At 45.7% G+C, this 18325-nt stretch carries 14 protein-coding genes; 4 read left to right on the top strand and 10 right to left on the bottom strand.

Translation table 11 applies throughout. From position 1 onward, the window contains the following. Positions 1-18 precede the first annotated feature (18 nt). The 10 genes from MADE_RS15530 to gltB form a co-directional block, all read right to left on the bottom strand. The gene (locus MADE_RS15530) at positions 19-618 is read right to left on the bottom strand and encodes a GNAT family N-acetyltransferase (RefSeq protein WP_012519588.1); all 600 of its coding nucleotides are present in this window, start codon (positions 616-618) and stop codon (positions 19-21) included. A 7-nt stretch (positions 619-625) separates the two neighbouring features. Beyond that, positions 626-1027 carry a DUF2721 domain-containing protein gene (locus tag MADE_RS15525; protein WP_012519587.1) on the bottom strand — a complete coding sequence of 134 codons (402 nt, stop codon included), beginning with the start codon at positions 1025-1027 and terminating at the stop codon, positions 626-628. 154 nt (positions 1028-1181) lie between these two features. Then, entirely contained in the window at positions 1182-1592 is a 411-nt protein-coding gene (locus MADE_RS15520) for a rhodanese-like domain-containing protein (RefSeq protein WP_012519586.1), read from the bottom strand. A 163-nt stretch (positions 1593-1755) separates the two neighbouring features. Then, the gene (locus tag MADE_RS15515) at positions 1756-2682 is read right to left on the bottom strand and encodes a cobalamin-binding protein (protein WP_012519585.1); all 927 of its coding nucleotides are present in this window, start codon (positions 2680-2682) and stop codon (positions 1756-1758) included. 75 nt (positions 2683-2757) lie between these two features. After that, positions 2758-3702 carry a cobalamin biosynthesis protein CobD/CbiB gene (locus MADE_RS15510; RefSeq protein WP_012519584.1) on the bottom strand — a complete coding sequence of 315 codons (945 nt, stop codon included), beginning with the start codon at positions 3700-3702 and terminating at the stop codon, positions 2758-2760. 1 nt (position 3703) lies between these two features. Further along, complete coding sequence (locus MADE_RS15505; RefSeq protein ID WP_012519583.1) at positions 3704-4405, bottom strand: 5'-methylthioadenosine/adenosylhomocysteine nucleosidase; 702 nt, start codon at positions 4403-4405, stop codon at positions 3704-3706. 164 nt (positions 4406-4569) lie between these two features. Continuing rightward, the gene (locus MADE_RS15500) at positions 4570-5157 is read right to left on the bottom strand and encodes a DUF2726 domain-containing protein (protein ID WP_012519582.1); all 588 of its coding nucleotides are present in this window, start codon (positions 5155-5157) and stop codon (positions 4570-4572) included. A gap of 211 nt (positions 5158-5368) precedes the next feature. Next, on the bottom strand, positions 5369-5809 hold the full coding sequence (locus MADE_RS15495; RefSeq protein ID WP_012519581.1) for a hypothetical protein: 441 nt from the start codon (positions 5807-5809) through the stop codon (positions 5369-5371). A 194-nt stretch (positions 5810-6003) separates the two neighbouring features. Then, positions 6004-7419: an FAD-dependent oxidoreductase gene (locus MADE_RS15490; RefSeq protein WP_012519580.1), complete on the bottom strand. Its 1416-nt coding sequence runs from the start codon at positions 7417-7419 to the stop codon at positions 6004-6006. A gap of 13 nt (positions 7420-7432) precedes the next feature. Continuing rightward, positions 7433-11899, bottom strand: coding sequence for a glutamate synthase large subunit (gene gltB / locus MADE_RS15485; protein WP_015067891.1), 4467 nt, complete (start codon positions 11897-11899; stop codon positions 7433-7435). 674 nt (positions 11900-12573) lie between these two features. Between gltB and MADE_RS15480 the strand changes: the two genes are divergently transcribed. The 4 genes from MADE_RS15480 (at position 12574) to MADE_RS15465 (ending at position 18288) form a co-directional block, all read left to right on the top strand. Beyond that, on the top strand, positions 12574-13521 hold the full coding sequence (locus MADE_RS15480; protein ID WP_012519579.1) for an N-acetylmuramoyl-L-alanine amidase: 948 nt from the start codon (positions 12574-12576) through the stop codon (positions 13519-13521). Between the two features lie 97 nt (positions 13522-13618). Then, on the top strand, positions 13619-15973 hold the full coding sequence (gene arcB / locus MADE_RS15475; protein ID WP_012519578.1) for an aerobic respiration two-component sensor histidine kinase ArcB: 2355 nt from the start codon (positions 13619-13621) through the stop codon (positions 15971-15973). A 123-nt stretch (positions 15974-16096) separates the two neighbouring features. Beyond that, positions 16097-16660: a PH domain-containing protein gene (locus tag MADE_RS15470; RefSeq protein WP_012519577.1), complete on the top strand. Its 564-nt coding sequence runs from the start codon at positions 16097-16099 to the stop codon at positions 16658-16660. Further along, positions 16660-18288, top strand: coding sequence for a PH domain-containing protein (locus MADE_RS15465; RefSeq protein ID WP_012519576.1), 1629 nt, complete (start codon positions 16660-16662; stop codon positions 18286-18288). The genes MADE_RS15470 and MADE_RS15465 overlap by 1 nt, the downstream gene beginning before the upstream one ends. Positions 18289-18325: the final 37 nt, after the last annotated feature.

Genomic DNA, 18325 nt, shown 5'->3' with positions numbered 1-18325 from the left:
CTTAATACAAAACAGCGCTTAGAATGAAAGGAGCATCTCTGCGCCTTCACACTCACAATATCCTGAACAAACCGGGCAGTCATAGCCTTCGTGAATAGACGCATAGCGCCATTTATTGGCATGTTTTTTAATTAACTGCCCGCCATTTTTTGTGAAATATTTAAACGCACTGTTGCTGGGGCTCGCCAGCCAGATATGGGCTAACCCGGCGTCTGCGCCTTGTGCTTTAGCGCATGAAATAGACTTGCGCAGCAATTCGCTGCCAATGCCCTCACCTTGCATGGCAGGGTCTACGGTATTGCACTTAAAATAACATACGTGCTCTATCATATCGGGCCATAGCGACGGCGTGCACCACTTATCAAACTGCCACTGGGTATGGGCAAAGGTTAGGCGAAAGCCAACAACTTTACCTCGGTTAAGTGCTACCCAACTGGCGTTTATATCACCGACAAAGCTCTTCGCGTAATAGTCGGCCAACAGTGCTTGTGTGAGATAATTATCGCCTTGCACCTTATTTCCAAGAGAAATTACGCCAGAAAAATGTTCAGGGGCGAGAGGGGCATAGCTTATATCAAAGCGTGCCATGACCGATTGATGCGTATCAGTATGCGTCATAACTTGCCTATTTTTTCTCGTTACTAGGGCTGTGTTTAATGCCATCTAAGTGAACATCTAATGCTTCTACTGAGATGAGTATTTCTCTCACCGACATCCATAAAGAGTAGAGTAGAGAGACTAAACTTGCCGCGAACACCCAATTACCGATTTGCTGATAAGTAAGGTAAATGGCCAGCATAGAAACGACACATAGAAAAAAGCTGCCAACCCCCGCAATTTGCATGCGCTTTATAAGCTGTATACGCAAACGCAGGTTTTTGATTTGTGCCTGGGTATTGTCGTCGCGCTCTTCTTTAGAAAAGTTTCTGATAATCGTCGCCAACGTTAAAAAGCGATTTGTGTAAGCTAAGAGCAGTAAAGAAATAGCAGGGAATAACATGGCTGGTGTGGCGATATCTATTTTCATAAGAGGTTCGTACAAGCGTCAGTTTTATTAAGTGTATCATACGCTTTTATTATCACACAGGGTGTGGTGTACAGCGTAATACGTAAGAAAAATAAGGGGTGTGTAAGAATACAGAAGGAGGGGGACCTATCGGCACTAGACAAATACTAAGCACTTACATTCTATCTACCGTCATTCCTGCCGCGCTCCAGCCCAACATGTCACCCTCTAGATGCATGACTTCTGAAAAGTCTAAATCTTCGAGAACCTTCATTGCTAGCTTGGCTCTTCGACCTGAACGGCAATAGATAATAATAGGCTTATCTTTATGGCCTTCTAACTCACTCAAATAGTCATTAATGTTCTCGTGAGGCATGTTTACCGCGCCGGGTATATGACCATCCGCAAACTCTTTTGGGGAACGCACGTCAATGAGCAGCCAGTCGTTGTTGGCAACTCGTTCAATTAGATAAGGTGATGCGGCAACCGATGCCTGAGATTGAGAAGTTGCTTTTGCCGTACATTGAAGCGACACGAAAAGTGCAATACCGACCACAACAAGAAAAACCGCAACAACAATCCGCATGAAAAGAAACTCTTACCGTAATAATGAAATATTAGAGCCACTGAACCTTTAAACATTCGCTTTGTACAATGGGCGCATAGCACCCCGAATGCTTTTGCAACATAGCGTGCTTTTGTGAGCACAAGCTGCCATTACCTAGACTTAAGTATAACGCGCGAGAACGTCAATTTATACCTTCACAAAGCAGTTTTAGTTCATTTATTAATCGCAGTGAAAATCGACTGGTAATATCAGGGTTTACTACAATTAAAGGTGCGTTTAAAAAGCTGCGGTGATCTGCCCAAAAGCCTTCAAGGTCTGCTCGTGCACTTTTAGATGCGGCTACCAGTGCCTGAGGTTGTCGGGTAAGCACGTCCTTTAATGCGACCTGTGGGTAGTCGACAGGGCTGTCATAAAAAAGGGTTTGCGCGCCGCACACATGTAGTAACTTATTTGCCCATGCGTCTGGACCAACGGTCATCAGTGGCGTAGTCCAAGAATAATAAAAAACAGGTGTTAATGTTGTTTTTGCATACTCGTGATTTAGCGCAGTGAGCTTTTGTATAAAATTATCGGCAAGGGTCGACGCTTTTTTCTGACTGTTGGTGATAGCGCCAAGCTTCTTAATTTCGCTAGCGATGTCTGCGATATTTTCAACCTTACTCTTAAATACTTTAAGGCCCATGGAAGAAAGTTTGTGAATATCCTGCGGTTTATTCCCTCCATCCCAAGCAAGAATTAAGTCGGGTTTAAGTGCGACTATGCGTGCTATGTCAGCGCCTTGGAAGTCAGCGACTCGCTGTATGGTTTTAGCCTGTTCGGGGTAGTCACTGTAATCGCTTACGCCAACCAAATTATCACCCAAACCTAAACTAAAGGCCCATTCAGTTAGGTGGGGAGCTAAACTTACAATTCTCAAAGGTTGCTGGGGGGCCTGTTCAGTGACTTCCTGCGCCGTCGCGGTTGAATGTGCAGCGTGCGTCATTATTGAAGTAAGCGACAATGTGAGAGCTAATAAGGCAAGTGCCAGCGCTTTTTTAAGACAAAAACTACAAATGCGGCATGGCAAAGCGCTCTTGCCTCGTTTCATTGTGATGTATTGATAGCGCATTATTATGGCTCTCTAAGTGTAAATACAGATCGCATGCTGTTTTGCCTTAAACAGTAGTTAATAAATAAAGCAACGTTAAACAAGCGCCAGCCCCAACATGGCTAAAGATGCGAAAGCGGATGTCGCTATCATGGCATAGGTAATCGTGCTCTTTGCAGCTAACATATGGGAGTACTTCACGTCGTTAACGCCTCCTACGCGCGTGTATCGGTACTTTTTGTTTGCATACATTGCAGGGCCCCCAAGTTTCACGTTAAGAACTCCGCCCATAAGCGCAAGTAACAGCGACGTTTTATCTTTAACCGGCGAATGCTTGATTGCACGAAAGCCTTTTAAAGGGTGACTTACCAGCAGTGTAATAAATCCGCCGATCACCGCCGGAGGTACCACCAGTATTGAAATGAGTTTGCGCACGGGTTGGGCAAAGAAAACCATGTTGGGAGTTCGGTAATGCCATTGCCAAGACGTAAGAAGAAGTAAGCGGTATATCAGCGCGCCTATTGGCCCGGTAACGACAAAATAAAAAATAACACCGCAATAAAGGTAAAGAAACTTCAGCCATAACGACTCTATAGCGGCTTTGGCGATACCTATATCCGTAAGCGAATGGCATTGTCGGGCGGTGATGGTTTGCACCATTTCTCGGGCAAGTGACTTTTTGTTTCTACCTACGCTAGCCAGTACCTTTTTGTACTGCTGACGCTGGTACCCAAAATCGAGTAGCGCCACAAGAATGAGCGCTTCAAAAAAAACGGGGTATTGAGCCATATATACCAAGATGGCTAAACAAATAACCAGTGGGGCTAACAATACCAACGGAGCCAGTGAGCCAGAAATATAGTGCTGGCCAGGCCCGTACTCGCGAGAAGGGACGACTTTGCGCCCCATTTGCTGAACAAGGTATCGCATAAGTGTTAGAGGGTGAGTGCTTTGAGGCCAGCGCCACAAAGCGTCGACAGCGATAGCCAACCAAAGTACGAGTAGCGACTGCAAACGCGGGTCGCTAAATAGGCTTGTCATCTTACTTAGCGAGGGTCTTTATCATTGCCATTACAAGCTGTGCTGAATGCTTAGCGGCAGTCTCTAAATACTCTTTAAAGCTTACAGATGACGTTTTTCCTGCGATATCCGACAGCGAGCGAATAACAAGGAACGGCGTGTCGAGCATGTGACAAGTTTGGCCTATTGCTGCGCCTTCCATTTCTACCGCTTTCATATCAGGGAAGTTTTCACGTAGTTCTGCCACTGCTTCATCGCTACCGATAAACGCATCGCCGGTACAAATTAAACCCGTTGTAGATTGCAGCGAGACAATGCTTGCAGCCGCGGTACGCGCGGTTTCCATTAAGTGAGTATCACAGCGGAAATCCTCTGGCATGCCAGCACACTGCCCTAATTTGTAACCGAAATGGGTAAGGTCTGCATCGTGGTGAATAACGTGACTTGCTATCACTAAATCACCAATGTTTAAATTCTTGTCGAAGCCACCTGCGGATCCGGTGTTAACGACTGCATCTGGCGCAAATTGCTCAATAAGTACGGTAGTCGCGATAGCCGCAGCAACTTTACCAATACCGCATTTTACTAACACCACTTCCATATCGTTTAGTGTGCCTTCATAAAACGTAAGGTGCTTCCACTTTGTTTCTTTCACATTCCAAAGAGACGCTTTAAGTAGCGCTACTTCTTCGTCCATTGCACCTAAAATACCAATTTTTTTCATAACTCTACCGACGGTGTTGTGGGTTTCTTTGCGTGAACACGCATGTGTTTGACGTAATTGTATAAGGAAATATGAAAAACTGACAGAAAAATGCCTTTGTTGCTGCTACAGAGAGTAAGAAAATAGCAAAGCAACAAAGGCTAGGGGAAGTGGGGACGAGTACTTTATGCCGCAGCAGGTCTACTCGAGCGCACGGGGCGAGTAGGGCGCTTAGGCGGCTCTGGGTTATGAGTAGGAAGCTGCGCCATTTTATTTTGTAAACGGCGATAAGGAATCAGTTTGTTTTCCAAGCACTCGCGAATATCATCAACGGTATAACCAGATTTCACTTTTATTCTTGCGTGAGGAAGGCCAGCCGCATCGAGCGCGCCGGTTACAAACCAGTCCTTTTGGGTTTTGTAGCCGTCTTTACCTTGGCTATGAACAAGATCAATAGCCATGACGGGGCTCATATCGTGCTTGTTTACTAATACAAAGTCGAGATGTCGGCTTGACGCTCTGCTAAGGGCTTGGCTCGCCGTTTTCTTGCTGGCCGACTGCCGAACCGACACTAAGTCGTTAAGACGTACGCGGCATACTATCCGAAACTCTTTTCCCATAGCCTGTTCAATCAGGTTTAAAAAGGTGTTTTCTACTGGTGTAAATAGCTGTGGCTTCCGCCTAAATGGAAATGCGACACCACCGTCTGACAACTTTATGGCACCTAGCGCAACGACTATAAGTAACATCATTAGAATAATTGCCAATTCCATCGTAACCCTCGCAAAAATCATTAGTTAAAGCCCATGACAGGCACAGCAACGTGAAGCGCACTAGCTTATGTATCAGTAATTAGCGTACTTCTTGCAACTCTGCAGGTGTCAGAAAAATGACACCTGGCGTAGTCATGGTGTTGTTATTGATGAAATTGCAAAGCAGATGCCAACATGAGCAATCTATATCGGTATTTTAAAAAGTCGCAAGTTACTTTGATTTTGATGTGACTAGGATATCCACTTGAGAGCCTGTTTTATCTGGGCTAACAATGACTCTAATGGCTTTATCGCTAGAAGAGAGTAAGGTACGGCCGTTTACTGGAGAATGAGCCTTAAGGGCCGGATGCGTTGTTTGATAAAGGTTTACCACTTCACCAGGCTCAGCGGGGGAGTGATACACCATCACCGCCGTCATGCTTTCGTCAAACGACTGGCATTGACGAGCATCACTGGCAATTTTCACCTGTTGAAAATGGGCAGGACAAGAGACAGTATTAGGTTTAGACACTGATGTCGGCAAACTTTGTCCTTTAGCAGGCGCGTTCACCGAGGATGCTTCTACCGAAATGGTATCGGCAAAACACACATTACTCACCGCACAGTTCAATGCAAGACAAAGGGTGAGTGTTTTTATGTCGACGTTCTTCATGGGGCCGCTCTATCAATTACGTAATGATATTTTGTTGTTCGTACGATAGTAGAGCCGTCGCACCTTCGGTTCAACTAAACCTTGGTCTATTAACGTATGCCATCGACGTTTTCCGTATTTCCTGAGTGAGCCAAAACTAAAAAAGCTCGATAGCAGGGCTATCGAGCTTTTGTCAAAGGTCTTGTTAGCGTAGCTTAAACGCCAATGTAGTCCATTATACCTTCTGCGGCTTTACGGCCTTCGTCGATTGCGGTCACAACCAAGTCACTGCCACGTACCATATCACCGCCCGCAAACACTTGTGGGTGCGAAGTCTGGAATGCAAACTTACCTGCTGAAGGTGCGCGAACGCGGCCTTTTTCGTCAAGCATAATGCCAAAGTCGGCAAACCATGGCGCAGGACTCGGTTGGAAACCAAACGCGATAATAACCGCATCAGCCTCTAGAACATGTTCTGAACCTTCTACTTCAACAGGACGGCGGCGACCGTTAACATCCGGTGGTCCCATCTCGGTTTTAACGAACTTAACGCCACAGGCTTTTCCGTTTTCATCAACGGCGATGTCCAAAGGTTGAAGATTGAATTTAAACTCAACACCTTCTTCTTTAGCGTTAACTACTTCGCGGCGTGAACCCGGCATACTTTCTTCGTCACGACGATATGCACAGGTTACCTGCGCCGCTTCCTGACGAATAGAGGTACGCACGCAGTCCATGGTGGTATCACCACCACCTAACACCACAACGCGCTTACCTTTCATATCAACAAAATCGGCTGGGTCTTTTTCAAGTCCCATTACGCGGTTGGTATTGGCAATAAGGAATGGAAGGGCATCGTATACCCCTTCTACGTGCTCATTGTCGAACCCACCTTGCATAGACTTGTATGTACCCATGCCTAAGAACACCGCGTCGTACTTATCGATTAAGTCCTGGAACTGGATGTCTTTTCCAATTTCGGTGTTAAGTACGAACTCAACGCCCATTTCGGTAAAGATTTGGCGGCGTAGCTTGATAACGTCTTTCTCTAATTTAAAAGACGGAATACCAAACGTGAGTAGGCCGCCAATTTCTTCGTACTTATCGTAAACAACAGGTTTAACACCGTTACGTACTAATATATCAGCACAAGCAAGCCCTGCCGGGCCAGCACCAACAATGGCGACTTTCTTGTCGGTCCATACCACGTCAGACATATCTGGACGCCAGCCCATTTTGAAGGCTGTATCAGTAATGTACTTCTCAATACTACCAATGGTTACCGCACCAAAATCGTCATTCAGTGTACACGCACCTTCGCACAGTCTGTCTTGTGGACATACGCGACCACATACTTCCGGCAAACTGTTGGTTTTATGAGAAAGCTCCGCAGCTTCTAAAATACGGCCTTCGTTTGCCAAGCTTAACCACTGAGGAATGTAGTTGTGCACGGGGCACTTCCATTCACAATACGGGTTGCCGCAGTCCAAGCAGCGGTCTGCTTGGCCTTCGGTTTGAGATTGGCTGAGCGGTTGATAAATTTCCGCGAACTCTTGTTTACGTACCATGATCGGCTTTTTCGGCGGATCGATACGTTCAACGTCGACAAATTGATATACGTTCTTTGCCATAAACTAAATCCTCCTACTGAGCCTGAATGCGTAATTCAGCACTTGAACGACTGATGTGACCAAGCAAGTTTTTCACATCACTGGTTTTTGGCTTAATAAGCTTAAAGCGTTTCAGCGTTGCGGCGAAATCAGTAAGCAGAGACAACGAGTGATCGCTACCGGTTTCTTCGTAGTGCTGGTTAATTAAGCCGCGTAAGTGTTCAGCAAGAATCGCTTTATCTTCAATTGGCATAACATCAACGAGTTCGGCGTTTACGCGGTTATCGAGGTCGTCGCCATCATCCATAAGATAGGCAAAACCACCTGTCATACCGGCACCGAAGTTAACGCCAACTGGGCCAAGTACAGCTACAATACCGCCTGTCATATATTCACAGCCGTTATCGCCAATACCTTCAACTACCGCGATGGCGCCTGAGTTACGTACACCAAAGCGTTCGCCTGCACGGCCTGCCGCAAAGAGCTTACCGCCAGTGGCGCCGTATAGGCAGGTATTACCCATAATGGCACTGTCGTGGGCATCATAAGAGATGTCGCGCGGCGGGTGGATAACAAGCTTGCCGCCTGTCATGCCTTTGCCTACATAATCGTTGGCATCGCCTTCAAGATGCATGTGTAAACCGCCAGCGTTCCACACACCGAAGCTTTGACCTGCCGTACCGGTAAGTTCAACTTTGATTGGGGTATCTTCAAAATCGTGATTACCGTGATGTTTAGCAATTTCACCTGATAGCAACGCGCCTACAGAGCGGTCGGTATTGCGTACAGGGTATTTAAGCGTAATAGACTCACCGTCTACCACTGCTTGCTGGGCATCTTTAAGCATCTGTGCATTTAACTCACCCTTATCAATAGGCGCGTTTGTGGTTTGTGAACAGAACAAACGGGTATGTTCACCGGCCTTAGGCTGCGCAAGTAGAGGCGATAGATCTAAACGGTTTTGCTTAGCAGTAATGCCATCTAATACTTTAAGTAGCTCTGTGCGGCCAACAAGATCGTCGAACTTAGCAACACCCATAGATGCCATGATTTCACGTACTTCCTGAGCAATAAACTTAAAGTAGTTCATTACCATGTCAGGCAAGCCGATGAAGTGATCATCACGCAATTTTTGGTCTTGGGTTGCAACACCGGTCGCACAGTTGTTTAAGTGGCAAATACGTAGGTATTTACAACCTAGTGCTACCATTGGGCCAGTACCAAAGCCAAAGCTTTCGGCACCTAAAATACCCGCTTTAACCACATCAAGGCCAGTTTTCAAACCACCGTCGGTTTGAACGCGTACTTTATGACGTAGGCCGTTTTCGATAAGGGCTTGTTGCGTTTCAGAAAGACCTAGTTCGAACGGGCTACCCGCATATTTAACTGACGTTAATGGGCTTGCACCTGTTCCGCCGTCGTACCCTGATACGGTAATAAGGTCTGCATAGGCTTTTGCTACGCCCGTTGCGATAGTACCTACACCCGGTTCAGATACCAGTTTTACTGATATTAGCGCCGTTGGGTTAACCTGCTTCAAATCGAAAATTAGCTGAGCCAAATCTTCAATTGAATAGATATCGTGGTGCGGTGGTGGTGAAATAAGGGTTACACCTGGCACAGAGAAACGAAGCTGTGCGATGTATTTATTGACTTTATCACCAGGAAGCTGACCGCCTTCACCCGGTTTAGCACCTTGCGCCACTTTAATTTGAATAACGTTAGCGTTAACCAAATAGTGAGGTGTCACACCGAAGCGTCCTGACGCAACCTGCTTAATCTTAGAGTTCTTTTCAGTCCCAAAACGAGAAGGGTGTTCGCCACCTTCGCCCGAGTTAGACTGACCGCCCAAACGGTTCATTGCAATAGCCAGCGCTTCGTGGGCTTCTGGGCTTAATGCACCAATTGACATAGCCGCAGTATCGAAACGTGGGAACAAGTTCTCCGGTGCTTCTACTTCGCTAATATCAATAGGATCGCAGTCTGGATTAATGGCCAGCAAGTCGCGAATGTGTGCAGGGGCACGCTCGTTAACAAGCTTGGCGTATTGCTGGTAGTCGTCATAGTTACCCGACACAACCGCTTTTTGCAGCGTGCTAACTACGTCTGGGTTATAGGCGTGATATTCGCCACCGTGCACATATTTAAGTAAGCCACCGTGATCAACAGACTTACGCTTAAGCCATGCAATGCGATTCAGGTTGATGAGATCTTGGTGGAAATCATCAAAGCCTGCGCCCTGAATACGTGAGGTCACGCCTTTGAAGCAAAGATTCATTACTTCATTGTTAATCCCCACGGCTTCGAAGAGCTTAGAGCTACGGTAGCTCGCGACTGTACTGATACCCATCTTAGACATGATCTTATACAAGCCTTTGTTGATACCTTTACGGTAGTTCAACGTAGCCTGCATAGGAGAAATATCTAACTCGCCTTTTTCGCAAAGCTGCTCGATAGTTTCATAGGCAAGGAATGGGTAAACCGCCGTTGCACCAAGGCCAATAAGTACGGCAAAGTGATGCGGGTCACGGGCACTCGCTGTTTCTATAACAACGTTCGCGTCGCAGCGCAGTGATTTTTCAACCAGTCGTCGCTGTACCGCACCCACGGCCATCGCGGCTGGGATCACCAAGCGGTTTTGCTTGATGTTTCTGTCAGACAGAATAACAAACGCAGCCCGCTTATTTTTAACCAGCATCTCTACTTCGTTACACACGCGCTCAATGGCTTTTTTCAAGCCCTCTTGCGGCGCGTATTGAAGCTCTACTACTTCTGAGTAGTAGTTGTCTGGGTTAAATTCACGCAATTGTTTAAGGTCGGTATACATTAATACCGGCGAGTCGAATAACACGCGGTCAGCGTAACCCGATGTTTCGCTAAATACGTTTTGCTCGCGGCCAATACAGGTTGCCAACGACATGACGTGGTTTTCACGTAGCGGGTCGATAGGTGGATTGGTTACCTGGGCAAACTGCTGACGGAAGTAATCGTAAACCGTGCGCTGGCGCGATGACATTACCGCCATTGGCGTATCGTCGCCCATAGAGCCAACGGCTTCTTGACCGTCTTTCGCGAGAACTTTTACAACTTGTTGAATTTCTTCGTAGCTGTAGGCGTGTAGCTTGTGGTAGACCGCCATGGCATCGTCATCAAATACGCGCTTACCAATAAGCGAGGCATCAAGCTGCTCAATTGGCGTAAGGTGACGAATGTGCTTATCTAACCACTCTTTATAAGGGTGGCGAGCTTTAAGGTCATCATCAATTTCTGTAGAGCGCCAGATTTTGCCCGTGTAAGTATCTACGGCAAGCATTTCACCTGGACCAACGCGGCCTTTCTCAATCACGTCAGCTTGCTCGTAATCCCAAATACCTACTTCTGAGGCTAGAGTAATAAACCCATTTTTGGTAATGACATAGCGAGCTGGACGCAAGCCGTTTCTATCAAGGTTACAGGCTACGTGACGGCCGTTGGTTAAAACGATACCGGCAGGGCCATCCCATGGTTCCATGTGCATTGAGTTAAACTCGTAGAATGCACGAAGGTCATCATCCATGGTTTTGTTGTTTTGATAGGCTGGTGGAACCAGTAAACGCATGGCACGGAATAAATCCATACCGCCAGCTAGAAATAGCTCTAGCATGTTATCCAGCGATGACGAATCAGACCCTTCGGTATTCACGAAAGGGGCGGCGTCTTTTAAATCTGGAATAAGTGGCGTTGAAAATTTCGCGGCACGTGCCATTGCCCAGTCGCGGTTGCCTTTGATGGTGTTAATTTCACCATTATGCGCAAGGAAACGGAAGGGTTGAGCTAGCGGCCAGCGTGGTAACGTGTTTGTCGAGAAGCGCTGGTGGAAAACGCAGATCGCGCTTTGCATGCGCTCATCGGCAAGATCGTGATAGAAGGCTGGCAAGTCTTTTGGCATCACCAAGCCTTTATAGATCGTTACTAAGCCTGATAAACACGCTACGTAAAAATCTGGATCTGCTTCAAGGCGTTTTTCAGCGCGGCGACGGATCATATATAAGCGACGCTCAAGGTCGCGTTTTCTCCAGCCCGCTGGTGCGTTCACAAATACTTGTTCAATTTGTGGAACGCCTGTAAGCGCTAATTCACCCAGTACCGAGCGGTCAACAGGCACTTCGCGCCAGCCCACTACTGAAAGTGTTTCTTTTTCAAGTTCTTCATTAAGTACTTCACGCGCGGCTTGCGCAAGTACAGGGTCCTGACTTAAGAAAATCATGCCCACGCCGTATTTTTTGCTGAGTTTCCAGCCATTATCTTCGGCGATTGCATGGAAGAACGCATCCGGCTTCTGTAGTAATAAACCACAGCCGTCACCGGTTTTCCCGTCTGCGGCGATACCGCCACGATGCTGCATACGGTCAAGGCCGTGTATTGCAGTGGTTACCAATTCATGACTGGCTTCCCCGTGAGTGTGAGCGATTAAGCCAAACCCACAGTTGTCCCGGGAATCATTGGGATTATATAAACTCATCTCTTAACTCCTTCAACCTTAAGACTGGGCAAGGTATGCGTTGCGTGTAGATGCGCCTAGGTGTGCGTATCACAACATTGTTAGACGTCTTTTTTGCTTGCGCGCGGTATTGCTCGCAATATGCGTCTTTCTTGTCGTTTATTTATTATTAGAGGATACCAGTCGTTTCCGCATTTTTATGCATTATTGCCATGCGGGCCGTACAAAATACCCACATTGAAAACTAAAATCAAACGCTAAAATTGTAAGCGTTATATAGTTTTTGTATAAATATAATTAATTTCTTTAAATACATGTATTTATATCCCGTTGCTTACAATTGTAATAAAAATGTTATCAAGTGAAAAAATTAATAATTCACCAGTACATAAATGATATTAGTTCTCATTTGAATTTTAATGGTGAATAAATATTCTTTATTTTCGTTGTTTTATGTTGTCAATGTGGGTTTGCTGTGTATTTTTATTAAATTGTAAAGTTATGATTCCACAAATATTAGCTGTTTGCTATATTGGTTAAAAGTTGTTCAAATGTAAGGCTAGGTAAAAACATAGCCTGTAGTTCGCAGTATGCTCACGCACGCTGAGAGTGCAAACAATGCGTAAGCTCTGGTGATATGAAAAGAATAAAAATTCACTGTAGTCGCGTGCAAACTAATCAATAAGGAATATTGAATGACTATCCTACACGCGACACCTAGGCTCTCATTTGATGTATACGAACACCGCCTCATTGGTGAAAATGTCAAATTTACTGCTTCACCGAATACTTCTGGGGCGTTTCAGACTGGCGCTCCCGATACCATTGTCATTCATTTCACTGCTGGAAGTAGTTTAGACTCCTCTGTCAACGTCTTAACTAATGCTGAAAGTGGTGTTTCAGCGCACTTCGCTTTAGGGCGTAACGGCGATATCGTTCAAATGTTGCCCACCAACAAAATAGGGTGGCACGCTGGCAAAAGTCATTACAAGGGGCGAAGCGGGCTAAACAGATACTCCATAGGAATAGAGCTAGATAATGCCGGGCAACTAAAGCCTAGAGGCGACGGCACCTATGAAAGCTGGTTTGGGAACGTTTATAGAGAAAGTGAAGTGATAGCTGCACAACACCCCAACCAATCAGTTTTAGGCTATTGGCATAAATATACTGATATTCAGATTGCCTCCACAATAAGCCTGTGCAAAGTGCTTTGCGAACACTACCCAATTTCTGTTGTGGTAGGTCACGATGAGATAGCGCCTTCGCGTAAAGTAGACCCTGGTCCGGCATTTCCGATGCATCAAATCAGAGAACAGGTACTGCTTGAAATAAGTGAAGACGAAACGCACACGGAAAGTAACGGTGTCCATACGGGCAGCTTACAAAGAGAAGCGCACGATGCCGTGCCGCGACATATTGCCAGCCCGGTAAATCGCGTGGCTAACGTAAGTGCTAACGCACTCAATGTGCGTAAAGGGCCAAATGTCTCTTTTCCTCTTATTGAAAATGGGTTGCACAAAGGTGAAGTATTAAAGGTGCTAGAAAAGCAGGGAGAGTGGGCGAAAGTCTCCTTTACAAAAGTAGGTTGGGTTAACACCCGTTATATTAATGAGATTACAGAAAAGTCGCCGTTTAAAACGTAGCGTTACGTTATGAGGTTACAGTTAGCGTGTTTAACGCATTCCCGTAGTGGTGAAAGCCTGATAGGATAAAGGCAAAATAAGCTTATATTAGACGTACATGCATTCAGATTCACCCAACGATTCTTGGGCAATTCGTTTTGCTCAATTTGTGCAGCGTTTCGGCACGCTAAAGCTCAGCATACTATTTGTTGTTCTTTCGCTTGTATTTACGCTAGGCGGCTCATACGTAATTCGCGTTAGCATGGGCAGCCAAGTTCAGCCTGATGACTTCATCAGCGCAGTTATTCTAACTATGCTGTCGGCACCGTGGGTGCTGTATTTCTTTAGTGAATTAATTAAACAGTTAGAAAACTCACGTACCAATCTTAAAGAGGTAGTGAGTCAACTAGAGAGCTTGCGCGAAGAGGATGTTTTCCTTAATCGAGAACTTCAAAGTAATATTCGCCAGCTTAATCACGAGATAGAGCAGAGGAAACAGGCGCAAGAAGAGCGCGAAGCGCTGTTCAAAGACTTAGAAAGAGAGATTCAAGACAAGTCAGAGCAAGAGGCACAAGCACGCCGCTTATCTACTTTATTGCGTTCAATTATTGATGCCTCTCCCGACCTCATTTATTACCGCAACGAAGAGGGCCGTTTTGCAGGTTGTAACCGCATTGCAGAGTTAATGACGGGGAAAACTGAGCAAGAGCTTCTGGGGTTAACCCCTAAAGACGTGTACGAAGAAGAACTGGCCCGACAAATTGTTGCCAGTGATCACGAGGTACTCGAAACCAACGCAAGTATTACGGAAGAGTTATGGCTGCGCTTCGCCGATGGCCGCCGACGCTACTTCGAAATGAAGCGCGTGCCTTTCTTCGACAAAGAAGGTAATCGTTTGGGGTTATTGTCGTTTGGTCGAGACATGACGGAACGCAAACAAGCCGAAAATGCCGCTGCTAAAGCCAGTACTGACAAAACCCGTTTTATTGCCACGATTAGTCACGAGCTTCGCACGCCGCTAAACGGTATTGTGGGCTTAAGCCGAATGTTGCGCGACACAGAATTGTCAGATGAGCAGTTCAGCTGGGTAAGCACTATTTATGCAAGTGCGATTACTTTGGGCAATATTTTCAATGACATTATCGACCTTGATAAGTTAGATAGGGACAAACTTGAATTAAGCCTTAAAACAATTTCGCTCAAAGACTTCACTGAAGAACTTAGCAGTATTATCCGCTTACTGGCTGCAGATAAGCAGCTAGAGCTTAAAACCAGTATTAATGAACCGCTGCCACGTCTCGTTGAAATAGACGGGACACGCCTTCGCCAAATACTCTGGAATATATTGTTTAATGCGGTGAAGTTCACGCAAAAAGGCCATGTGAGTTTATCGGTGTCATCGACTAAACCCGATGGTGACAAGGCCTACGTCACCTTTGTTATTGAAGATACAGGTGTTGGTATTCCTGAAAGCGAAATTGATAAAATTTTTGCCATGTACTACCAGGTAGACCACCCGGATCATCAGTCGGCTACGGGAACAGGCATTGGCTTAGCCATTTGTAAGCAAATGGTCGATTTAATGAACGGCGAAATTCACGTTTCGAGTAAAGAGGGTAAAGGCACCCGTTTTGAGATTGTACTGCCAGTACAAATTTCTAATAGCCCAATGAAAGTGGCGCAGCTTCAAGTTACAGGGTTAAATATCTTACTGGTAGAAGATATCGAGCTGAACGTAATGGTGGCTAAAGCGTTGCTTGAAAAACTGGGTCAAAAAGTGGATGTCGCTATGACGGGTCAAGAGGCGATTGATAAAGCAAGAGCTAATCAATACGACCTTATTTTACTTGATATTCAATTGCCAGATATGACGGGCTTTGACGTGGCGAGTACTTTGATTGAAGAAGATTTGGTCATGCAGACGCCTATTGTGGCATTAACGGCTAACGTGATTAAAAAGCGCGACGAGTATCTTGAAAACGGGATGGACGATGTCATCGCTAAACCCATCAAAAAATCTCGTGTCATTGAAGTGTTTAACGACCTATTCCACGCACCGCCAGCGCCGCTTGAGGTAGACGGTGAAGTAGAGCGCCCTGAGCCAACCAAAACATTAAGTAACATTTTAGATATGGACTTATTGCAGATGTTGGTAGATACAATAGGGGACGAAATGGTGCGCGCGAGTGTTAAAGTTTTCCAAGAAAAAATGCCCGAGTACATGGAAATACTGCAGCTCAGCTTAAGTGCGGACGAAAAGTCAGAAGTGTGCTCTCAAGCCCATAAAATAAAGGGGGCAGCTGGCTCTGTGGGCTTAGCTCGCGTTCAGCGTATTGCTAACCAAATTCAACAAGGTGACCACCCTACATGGTGGGAGAACGTGCATGATTGGGTGGAAGAATTGCAAATGGCAGTTCAACACGACATGAAGGCCCTACACGATTGGTTGAACGAACAGCAAGTCGATGACTAAGCGGCTGTAGGCCCGTTAGCATTTAAAGAAAAGAGGGTTCGCCCTCTTTTTTGTTATTAGTCTTTTATTGAAACGAGTAGGTTATTTTTGCGCGTTTTAATCAAGGTAAAAGGAATTATTGTTATGACAGATAGCGTTCAAAGTACGGCTCAAAACCCCGTGTTTTCAAATAACCAGCTTAATGTAGAAGATATTCCTAACCTTCAAACGTTAGCGTTATTGCCTATTTCTAAAAAGTACCGTGCTATGAATATTTTCTCTATTGGGCTAATTGCGCTTGTTTTACTAAGCATTGCTACTGGGCTTAAATACCAACCATTTTGGTCGATACCTGAGGATTTACTGAAGGCCTACCCATACATTGTCACGGCTATCGTTGCTTTAGCGACTATCTGGGCGCTCTACCACGTTTTTGCAGATGTCCGAATATTCTATGCAATAAGAGAGCAGGACATCAGTAAACAATCAGGGCTCATTTTTCGCAAACTTTCTTGCCAACCTATTTTGCGCGTTCAGCACGTTGAAGTAAATAGAGGGCCGTTAGATAGATGGGCTGGGCTTGCTTCTTTACAAGTGTTTTCAGCCGGTGGAGAAATGCACACCTTTGAGATACCAGGGCTTACGTTGGACAAAGCGGAACAGCTACGGGAATTTATTTTAGCACACAAGGATATAGGAGCTCGCTAATGTCTGAGCCGGTATCCTCTGCGGTGTCACAACCGAATGTTAAAGTAGAGACGGGTGGCGAATGGCAGCGCCTTGCACTTATATCCATTTTATATTTTACGGTACGTAATATCAGTAACGCAGGGCAGGGATTGATATACGCGGTACCAGCGTTGGCCGTATCCTTTAATATTTGGGACAACCTTTTCTCGCCAGAAGTATTAGCCGTTGCTGGCTTTTTGCTACTTTCTACGGGAGGGAGCGGCGTCATTAGTTTCCTAATGTACAAGTTTCGGGTGCATAAGCAGCATGTAGAAATACATCATGGCGTGTTTCAGCGTCGCTATACCAACTTACCGTTATGGCGAATTCAAAATGTGAAAATTGAACGCCCCTTCTATTATCGCCCATTCGGATATGCACTGGTGGTGTTGGATACCGCAGGCAGTGGCAAGGAAGAAGCTAAGATAGTTGCTGTGCCTGAATCCTATGCTGAAGCGCTTAAAAAACAAGTACTGTACGAGAAAAAAGCGCACGATTCGCCAAGCCCTGAACGAACGATTAGCTATGGTGATAGTCAGGGTAGAAGCATGTCAGGGGCTGAAGTTCCCATCTTGGCAAGCGCTGAGCATAGGAATGATGCCACAGAAGAGGTGTTAAATCGTCGTTCAGTTAAAGATATTATTATTCACGGCATTACCAACAACCGCGTATGGATCATTCTGGGTGTCGCCGCTCCGTTTTACGATGATCTCTTTGGTATAGTGTCTGAGTGGCTTGCTGATAAAGGGCTACAGCTTAATCAACTGGTGGGTGAGCAAACCGTTGCGTGGTGGCAATTTGGGCTGTATGCCTTTGTGCTGCTAATGATGTTAATGGCGTTAGTTGCACTATTAAGCGTAGGCGGTGCTTTATTTACGTTCTATGGCTACACCCTTTCTCGCGCTGAGGACAGGTATATTCGCCGCAGCGGACTTTTAAATAAGCTGGAAGTTAGCATGCGTTCATCGCGCATTCAGATGATCACCGCGAAACAAGACTGGTTAGATAAAATACTAAAACGGGTAAATTTATACTTCGAGCAAAACTCTACCGCAAGTCAGCAAGTGCAAGAGTTGATGTCGCCTAATAAGCTCATTGTGCCGTCAGTTACCGAAACCGAGGCTATTGAACTAAGCCAAGAAGTGATGCCAGGTTGCGATTTAAAGGGCCAGTCGTATCAGGTTATTAGTAAGCGATTTATTCAGCATTGGCTGCTTGCTGTTTGGTCCATCCCCTTCTTAGTTTTCTTTGCTATTGGCGCCATATCCCTTCATTTAGATATCGTTGTGGGGGCTTTGGTTATTTATAGCGTAATTGGACTATTGCTCACGTTAAGGTGGTGGCGGTGGGGAATCTCTTACGACAATAAATACGTGTATATAAGAAGCGGTCGGATTGGAATTGACTATCAGTGTTTCGAACCTCACAAGGTGCAGCAGGTCATCGTAAAGCAAAGTGTGTTCATGAAGAGAAGGAAACTAGCAACAATTAAGTTTGTGCTGGCGTCTGGCGCTGTAACTGTTCCTTTTTTACCTGAACAATATGTCTTTACGCTTGCAAATAACGTGTTGTTCGAAGTTGAGTCTACGCGAAAGTCTTGGATGTAATGGCGTTTAAATAAAGCGCCACCGCCCACAAAAGGGG

The sequence above is a fragment of the Alteromonas mediterranea DE genome (assembly GCF_000020585.3).
Taxonomy (GTDB): Bacteria; Pseudomonadota; Gammaproteobacteria; order Enterobacterales; family Alteromonadaceae; genus Alteromonas; species Alteromonas mediterranea.
The sequence above is the reverse complement of the archived record's forward strand: the minus strand, read 5'-3'. Positions and strand labels throughout refer to the sequence as shown.

What these genes read in the sequence shown, in the direction of transcription:
- MADE_RS15525 (WP_012519587.1), bottom strand. Translation starts at nt 1,027, where the DNA reads ATGAAAATAGATATCGCCACACCAGCCATGTTATTCCCTGCTATTTCT.
- MADE_RS15490 (WP_012519580.1), bottom strand. Translation starts at nt 7,419, where the DNA reads ATGGCAAAGAACGTATATCAATTTGTCGACGTTGAACGTATCGATCCG.
- MADE_RS15520 (WP_012519586.1), bottom strand. Translation starts at nt 1,592, where the DNA reads ATGCGGATTGTTGTTGCGGTTTTTCTTGTTGTGGTCGGTATTGCACTT.
- MADE_RS15505 (WP_012519583.1), bottom strand. Translation starts at nt 4,405, where the DNA reads ATGAAAAAAATTGGTATTTTAGGTGCAATGGACGAAGAAGTAGCGCTA.
- MADE_RS15495 (WP_012519581.1), bottom strand. Translation starts at nt 5,809, where the DNA reads ATGAAGAACGTCGACATAAAAACACTCACCCTTTGTCTTGCATTGAAC.
- MADE_RS15465 (WP_012519576.1), top strand. Translation starts at nt 16,660, where the DNA reads ATGTCTGAGCCGGTATCCTCTGCGGTGTCACAACCGAATGTTAAAGTA.
- MADE_RS15500 (WP_012519582.1), bottom strand. Translation starts at nt 5,157, where the DNA reads ATGGAATTGGCAATTATTCTAATGATGTTACTTATAGTCGTTGCGCTA.
- MADE_RS15470 (WP_012519577.1), top strand. Translation starts at nt 16,097, where the DNA reads ATGACAGATAGCGTTCAAAGTACGGCTCAAAACCCCGTGTTTTCAAAT.
- gltB (WP_015067891.1), bottom strand. Translation starts at nt 11,899, where the DNA reads ATGAGTTTATATAATCCCAATGATTCCCGGGACAACTGTGGGTTTGGC.
- MADE_RS15480 (WP_012519579.1), top strand. Translation starts at nt 12,574, where the DNA reads ATGACTATCCTACACGCGACACCTAGGCTCTCATTTGATGTATACGAA.
- MADE_RS15530 (WP_012519588.1), bottom strand. Translation starts at nt 618, where the DNA reads ATGACGCATACTGATACGCATCAATCGGTCATGGCACGCTTTGATATA.
- MADE_RS15515 (WP_012519585.1), bottom strand. Translation starts at nt 2,682, where the DNA reads ATGCGCTATCAATACATCACAATGAAACGAGGCAAGAGCGCTTTGCCA.
- arcB (WP_012519578.1), top strand. Translation starts at nt 13,619, where the DNA reads ATGCATTCAGATTCACCCAACGATTCTTGGGCAATTCGTTTTGCTCAA.
- MADE_RS15510 (WP_012519584.1), bottom strand. Translation starts at nt 3,702, where the DNA reads ATGACAAGCCTATTTAGCGACCCGCGTTTGCAGTCGCTACTCGTACTT.